5 protein-coding genes are annotated in these 7,121 nt (G+C 71.3%); 4 read left to right on the top strand and 1 reads right to left on the bottom strand.

Annotation, left to right across the window (positions count from 1 at the left end):
- The first annotated feature begins 17 nt into the window (after nt 1–17).
- The gene (locus CA983_RS13030; protein ID WP_086601047.1) at nt 18–3,911 is read left to right on the top strand and encodes a glycoside hydrolase family 2 TIM barrel-domain containing protein; all 3,894 of its coding nucleotides are present in this window, start codon (nt 18–20) and stop codon (nt 3,909–3,911) included.
- Between the two features lie 27 nt (nt 3,912–3,938).
- Here CA983_RS13030 and CA983_RS13035 read toward each other — a convergent pair whose 3' ends face one another.
- Nucleotides 3,939–4,301: an ArsR/SmtB family transcription factor gene (locus tag CA983_RS13035; RefSeq protein ID WP_020274584.1), complete on the bottom strand. Its 363-nt coding sequence runs from the start codon at nt 4,299–4,301 to the stop codon at nt 3,939–3,941.
- Nucleotides 4,302–4,456: 155 nt separating this feature from the next.
- Between CA983_RS13035 and CA983_RS13040 the strand changes: the two genes are divergently transcribed.
- The 3 genes from CA983_RS13040 to CA983_RS13050 form a co-directional block, all read left to right on the top strand.
- Nucleotides 4,457–5,926: an AlkA N-terminal domain-containing protein gene (locus CA983_RS13040; protein WP_086601051.1), complete on the top strand. Its 1,470-nt coding sequence runs from the start codon at nt 4,457–4,459 to the stop codon at nt 5,924–5,926.
- Nucleotides 5,927–5,935: 9 nt separating this feature from the next.
- Entirely contained in the window at nt 5,936–6,418 is a 483-nt protein-coding gene (locus tag CA983_RS13045) for a methylated-DNA--[protein]-cysteine S-methyltransferase (RefSeq protein ID WP_086601048.1), read from the top strand.
- A 35-nt stretch (nt 6,419–6,453) separates the two neighbouring features.
- Nucleotides 6,454–7,121: bleomycin resistance protein (locus CA983_RS13050; protein ID WP_086601049.1), on the top strand; the 668-nt coding region annotated here is incomplete at its 3' end.

Raw genomic sequence — 7,121 nt, forward strand, 5'->3', positions numbered from 1 at the left:
CGAGGAAGGCCACGGTCATGCCGCACCCGCTCTCGTCCCCCGCCGACCGGCCCGTCGTCAGCCGTCGCCGTCTGCTCGAAGGCGGCGCCGCCGTGCTCGGCGCGCTCGCCCTGTCCGCGTCGCCCGCCGCCGCGCAGGCAGCGGGCCGGCGCCCGGCGGCGGACGGCCCTCCGGAGTGGAACGACGGCCTGGCCGTGTACCGCGTGGGCACCGAGCCGCCGCACACCACGCTCATGCCGTACGCGAACCTCACACAGGCCCTGGCCGGCGACCGCGAGCGCTCGCCGTACCGCCTGAGCCTGGACGGCAAATGGAAGTTCGCCTACGCCGACCGCCCCGACGACCGGGACGCCGACTTCTACCGCACCGACATCGACGACTCCGGCTGGGACACCACCCCCGTGCCCTCGGCCTGGCAGCTGCACGGCTACGACTTCCCGATCTACGTCAACATCACCTACCCCTGGTGGGGCCCCAACGGCGGCGGCGAGGACGCCCAGCCGCCGGCCGCCCCGACCCGCTACAACCCCGTCGGCCAGTACCGCCGTACGTTCACCGTTTCCCGGAACTGGTCGGGCCGGCGCACCTTCCTGCACTTCGAGGGCGTCAAGTCCGCCCACTACGTGTGGATCAACGGCGAGCTGGTCGGCTACCACGAGGACTCCTACACCTCCGCCGAGTACGACATCACCCGCCACCTCAAGCCGGGCACCAACCAGATCGCCGTCGAGGTGTACCGCTACTCGGACGCCGAGTGGCTGGAGGACCAGGACATGATCCGGCTGAGCGGCATCTTCCGCTCGGTCCACCTGTACTCCACGCCGAACGTGCACCTGCGCGACTTCAAACTGGACACCCCGCTCGGCGACGACTACACCTCCGCCGACCTGAAGGTCACCGCGCACGTCCGCGACTACGGCGGCAAGGGCGCGGGCCGCTACACCGTCGAGACCCAGCTCTACGACGCGCGCGGCCACGCCGTCTGGTCGCGGCCCCTGAACCAGCCCGTCGACGTCCCGGACGGCGACGAAGCCACCGCCGAGGCGTCCAGAGCCGTCCCCTCGCCGAAGCTCTGGTCGGCCGAGCACCCGAACCTCTACACCGCCGTGCTGCGCCTGCGCGACCCGTCCGGCAAGGTGGTCGAGACCCTCTCGCACCGGGTGGGCTTCCGTGAGTTCGCGCTTAAGGACGGCCTGATGCGCATCAACGGCAAGCCGGTCTCCTTCCGCGGCACCAACCGGCACGAGATGCACCCCGTCACCGGCTCGGCGGTCACCCGTGCGCAGATGATCGAGGACATCGAGATCATCAAACGGCTCAACATCAACAGCGTCCGCACCTCGCACTATCCCAACAACCCGCTGTGGCTGGAACTCGCCGACGAGTACGGCCTGTACCTCGTGGACGAGACCAACCTCGAAACCCACGGCATCCGCGACAAGTTCCCCGGCAGCGGCCACCCCGAGTGGACCGAGGCGTGCGTGGTCCGCGCCCAGAACATGGTCCACCGCGACAAGAACCACGCCTCGGTGGTCATCTGGTCCCTCGGCAACGAGGCGGGCGGCGGCACGACGTTCAACGCCATGTACGACTGGATCCGCTCCTACGACCCCACCCGCGTCATCCAGTACGAGGGCGACGACCGCCCGGGCATCAGCGACATCCGCTCCGAGATGTACGACAGCCCGCAGCGGGTCGAGCAGCGCGCCAAGGACACCAGCGACACCCGGCCGTACGTGATGATCGAGTACTCGCACGGCATGGGGAACTCCAACGGCAACTTCAAGAAGTACTGGGACATCGTCCGCCGCTACGACGTCCTCCAGGGCGGCTGGATCTGGGACTTCGTCGACCAGGCCCTGAGCTGGCCGACCCCGACCCGCAAGCTGCTGACCGAGTCCGGCCCGGGCGCACTGCGCGGCGAGGTCATCGCACCCGCCGGCACCTTCGACCGCGCGAAGGGCGTTTCCGGCGGAACCGTCTTCCCCCGCGACGCCCGCCTCGACCTCACCGGCTCCCTCACGCTGGAGGCCTGGGTCACCCCGCACGTGACCGGCGGTCACCAGCCCCTCCTCGCCAAGGGCGACACCCAGTACGCCCTCAAACAGACCGACAAGAACCTGGAGTTCTTCATCCACGGCGGCGGCCAGTGGGTCACCGCGAGCTGGGCGCTGCCCGAGGGCTGGACGGGCAAGGAGCACCACATCGCCGGCGTCTTCGACGCGGACGCGGGGACGCTCACCCTGTACGTCGACGGCCAGGCGCGCGGCACCCGGACCACCACCCGGCGTCCCAGCACCAACACGGCGTCCCTCACGCTCGCCACCGATGTCGACAACCCGACCCGGGAGTTCAGCGGCACCATCCGGCGGGCCCGCGTGTACGCCCGTGCGCTGAGCGCCGCGGAGCTGGCCTCGGACAGCCGCGGCCCGGACGACGAGGGCGTGCGGTTCTGGTTCGACGCCGCCACCGTCGGCTTCACCGAGAAGCGCCCGCGCGACAAGACGTTCTACGCCTACGGCGGCGACTGGGGCGACAACCCCAACGACGGCGCCTTCGCCGGCGACGGCATCGTCCTGCCCGACCGCACCCTCACCGGCAAGTCCGCCGAGGTCAAGCAGATCTACCAGGCGATCAACGCGGCCCCGGCCTCCGGAGGAGGCCTCGGTGCCGTCACCCTCACCAACGAGTACCTCTTCACCAACCTCCGCGAGTTCGACGGCCGTTGGTCCCTCGTCGCCGACGGCAAGGTCGTCCAGCGCGGCCGGCTGACCCGCGACCAGCTGAATCTCGCGCCGCTGACCAGCAAGGACATCAAGGTGCCGGTGCGGCTGCCGGCGAAGCCCGAACCGGGCACGGAGTACTTCCTCGAGCTCTCCTTCACCACCAAGGAACCCACCAAGTGGGCGAAGGCCGGCTTCGAGGTGGCCAAGCAGCAGCTCGCCCTCGACTCGGACAGCCCGGCCGTGACCCCGCTGCCGCTGCGCAGCGTCCCCGCCCTGCGGTACACCGACCGGGACGAGGACGTCACGGTCAGGGGCAAGGGCTTCTCGGTCACCGTCGACAAGAGCACCGGCACCATCACGTCGTACGAGGCGGGCGGCACCCGGCTCATCACCTCCGGTTCCGTCCCGAACTTCTGGCGGGCGCCCACCGACAACGACCGGGGCAACGGCCACCACACCCGCAACCAGACCTGGCGCGACGCCGGAGCGAAGCGGAAGGTGGCGGACGTACGGGTCCGGCCGCTGGACGACCGGGCCGTCGAGGTCACCATCACCGGCACGCTCCCCACCAGCACGGAGTCCACGTACAGCACGACCTACACGGCCTTCGGCAACGGCGAGATCAAGGTCGACAACACCCTGCACCCGGGAGCGCCGAACCTGCCGTACATCCCCGAGGTCGGCACCCTGCTGTTCCTGCCCCGCCGTCTGGACCGGCTGCACTACTACGGCCGGGGCCCGGAGGAGAACATGTGGGACCGCAACAACGCCACCGACGTGGGCCTGTACTCCGGCACCGTCTCCGGGCAGTGGACCCCCTACCTGCGCCCCCAGGAGAACGGCAACAAGACCGACGTCCGCTGGGCCGCGCTGACCGACGGCAGCGGACGCGGACTCCTCGTGTCCGGTGAGCCGCTGCTGGAGGTCAACGCCTCGCACTTCACCCCCGAGGACCTGTCGGTCGGGGCCCGCCACGACTACCAGCTCAACCCCAGGGACGCGGTGGTCCTCCGGGTCAACCACCGCCAGACGGGCGTGGGCGGCGACAACAGCTGGGGCGCCCACCCCCACGACGAGTTCAAGCTCTTCGCCAACCGCGACTACGTGTACACCTACCGGCTGCGTCCGCTGACGCGCGTGAGCGAGGCGATGGCGGCCTCGCGACGGCCGACGGCCACCGAGTAGGGCCGCCTGTGGGACAGCGGCGCCGCCTCAGTCGGCGGCGTCGCTGATGCCCAGGCGCAGATGCTCCACGTGGTAGACCGCCTGGTCGAGCAGCTCGGCGACATGGTGGTCGTGTAGCGCGTAGACGACCGAACGGCCCTGCCGCTCGCCGACGACCAGGCCCAGATTGCGCAGCAGCCGCAGCTGGTGCGAGCAGGCCGACTGCTCCATGCCCACCTCGGCGGCCAACTCGGTGGCCGGCAGCGGGCCTTCCCGCAGCCGCGCCAGGATCAGCAGGCGGGAGGGCGTGGACAGGGCCTGGAGCGTGGTGGCGACCTTCGCGACGTTGTCCGCGTCCAGGCGTACGCGCTCCGTGGCGTCCTGCGCGGGAATGACGGCTCCGTGACCCATGACCTCATCGTACCGGTCGCGCACGAACACATGAATGAATCTTCATCTGTCCCGGCTTCGGCGGTCTCCGCGGGGCGCCGCACGGGCAGGTCGATGTCGGATTCTCGCCAGACCCGCCACGCCCGGTGCCCGATGCTGGACGTATGCAGATGGGGATGCACACCGACACCGAGCGCTGCGTGCGCGCCGTCCAGTCCAAGGACGCCCGGTTCGACGGATGGTTCTTCACGGCCGTCCTGACGACCCGCATCTACTGCCGTCCCAGTTGCCCGGTCGTGCCGCCCAAGCCGGAGAACATGGTCTTCCACCCGAGCGCGGCGGCCTGCCAGCAGGCCGGGTTCCGGGCCTGCAAGCGCTGCCGGCCGGACACCAGCCCGGGCTCGCCGGAGTGGAACCAGCGCGCCGACCTGGTCGCCCGGGCCATGCGGCTCATCGCCGACGGCGTCGTGGACCGCGAGGGCGTGCCCGGCCTCGCCGCCCGCCTCGGCTACAGCGCCCGGCAGGTCGAGCGCCAGCTGCTCGCCGAACTGGGCGCGGGCCCGCTCGCGCTCGCCCGCGCCCAGCGCGCCCAGACGGCCCGGTTGCTCATCGAGACGACGGCCCTGCCGATGGCGCAGATCGCCTTCGCCGCGGGCTTCGCCTCGATCCGCACCTTCAACGACACCGTCCGCGAGGTCTTCGCCCTGTCCCCGAGTGAGCTGCGGGCCCGCACCCCGAAGCGGCAGGGCGCGAGCACCCCCGGCGCGCTGTCCCTGCGGCTGCCGTTCCGCACCCCGCTCAACCCCGACAACCTCTTCGGCCACCTCGCCGCCACGGCCGTACCCGGCGTGGAGGAGTGGCGCGACGGCTCCTACCGGCGCACGCTGCGGCTGCCGTACGGCCACGGCATCGTGGCCCTCGCTCCCCGCCCCGACCACATCGCCTGCCGCCTCACCCTCAGCGACCTGCGCGATCTGACCGTCGCCATCAGCCGCTGCCGCCGCCTGCTCGACCTGGACGCCGACCCGGTCGCGATCGACGACCAGCTCCGCACCGACCCGGTCCTGGCACCGCTGGTCGACAAGGCGCCCGGCCGGAGAGTCCCGCGCACGGTCGACGAGGCCGAGTTCGCCGTCCGGGCCGTGCTCGGCCAGCAGGTCTCCACCGCCGCCGCCCGCACCCACGCGGCCCGCCTGGTCACCGCGTACGGCGAACCGGTCGACGATCCCGAGGGCGGCCTCACCCACCTCTTTCCGAGCCCGGAGGCCCTCGCGGCGCTGGACCCGGAGACGCTGGCGATGCCCCGCACCCGCCGCACGACCTTCACCACCCTGGTCCGCGCCCTCGCCGACGGGGACCTCCACCTCGGCGTGGAGAGCGACTGGCCGCGCACCCGCGCCCAGTTCCTCGCCCTGCCCGGCTTCGGCCCCTGGACGGCCGACGTCATCGCCATGCGCGCCCTCGGCGACCCCGACGCCTTCCTCCCCACCGACCTCGGCATCCGCCGCGCCGCCCGGGAACTCGGCCTGCCCTCCACGCCCGCCGCGCTCACCGCTCGCGCGGCGGCCTGGCGCCCCTGGCGTGCCTACGCCGTCCAGTACCTCTGGGCGACCGACAGTCACCCGATCAACTTCCTACCGGTATAGGGACGTTCCATGAAGCACCACACCGTGACCGAAAGCCCCTACGGCCCCCTCACCCTCGTCGCCGACGACGGCGTCCTGTGCGGCCTCTACATGACCGACCAGCGCCACCGCCCGCCGCAGGAGACCTTCGGCCCCCGCGACGACACCCTGTTCGCGCAGACCGAGGAGCAACTGAAGGCCTACTTCGCGGGCGAACTCAAGGAGTTCACCGTCGAACTGCGCCTGAACGGCACCCCGTTCCAGCGCACCGTCTGGGACCAGCTGCGCCGCATCCCCTACGGCGAGACGCGCACCTACGGCGAACTCGCCGCCGCCCTCGGCACCGCGACCGCCTCACGCGCGGTCGGCCTCGCCAACGGCCGCAACCCCATCGGCATCATCGTCCCCTGCCACCGCGTCATCGGCGCGAACGGCGGCCTCACGGGATACGGGGGCGGGGTGGAACGCAAGCAGCGACTGCTGGACTTCGAACGGGGTGCCGCACTCTTTTAGCCTCCCGGTTGGTCAAATTTGACTAGAGTGGGGTCATGCCGGAGAAGACGATCCCGATCCTGCCGTGCCGGACCCTCCCGCCCGTCCTCGAGTTCTACACCGCCCTCGGCTTCGAGGTGACGTACCAGCAGCGCAGCCCCAACCCGTACGCGGTCGTCGAACACGGCGGCATCGAGCTGCAGTTCTTCGCGATGAAGCACTACGAGCCGACCGACTCGATCAGCACCTGCTACGTCCTGACCGACGACGTCGACGGCCTCTACCAGGCGTTCCGGGCTGGGCTCAAGGCGGCGTACGGCAGGATCCCCACCCGGGGCCTGCCGCGGGTCGGGCCGCTCAAGGACATGTCGTACGGCGTGCGGCAGTTCCTCATGACCGACCCGGGCGGCAACTGCGTCCGGGTCGGTCAGCGCACGGGCGAGGACCGACACCACGGGCCCGCCCCCGAGGAGACCTTCGCCCGGGCCCTGCACCACGCGTCCCTCCTGGCGGACTCCAAGGGGGACGCGGCGGGCGCCGCCAAGGTCGTCGACCGGGTGCTGCGCCTGACGGACGAGACGCCGACGCGCATACAGCTGCTTCAGCTCCTCGTCCTGCGCGCGGACATCGCGGGGCGGCTCGGCGACGAGGAGACGACGGCGACCGCCCTCGCCCGGGCCGTCGCGCTCGACCTCACGGAAGCCGAGCGCGAGCAGGCCCGCGA

It is taken from the genome of Streptomyces swartbergensis, assembly GCF_002148965.1.
GTDB lineage: Bacteria > Actinomycetota > Actinomycetes > Streptomycetales > Streptomycetaceae > Streptomyces > Streptomyces swartbergensis.

Excerpts from the sequence above, each read along its gene's own strand:
- CA983_RS13030 (WP_086601047.1), top strand. The coding sequence starts at position 18 with ATGCCGCACCCGCTCTCGTCCCCCGCCGACCGGCCCGTCGTCAGCCGT.
- CA983_RS13035 (WP_020274584.1), bottom strand. The coding sequence starts at position 4,301 with ATGGGTCACGGAGCCGTCATTCCCGCGCAGGACGCCACGGAGCGCGTA.
- CA983_RS13040 (WP_086601051.1), top strand. The coding sequence starts at position 4,457 with ATGCACACCGACACCGAGCGCTGCGTGCGCGCCGTCCAGTCCAAGGAC.
- CA983_RS13045 (WP_086601048.1), top strand. The coding sequence starts at position 5,936 with ATGAAGCACCACACCGTGACCGAAAGCCCCTACGGCCCCCTCACCCTC.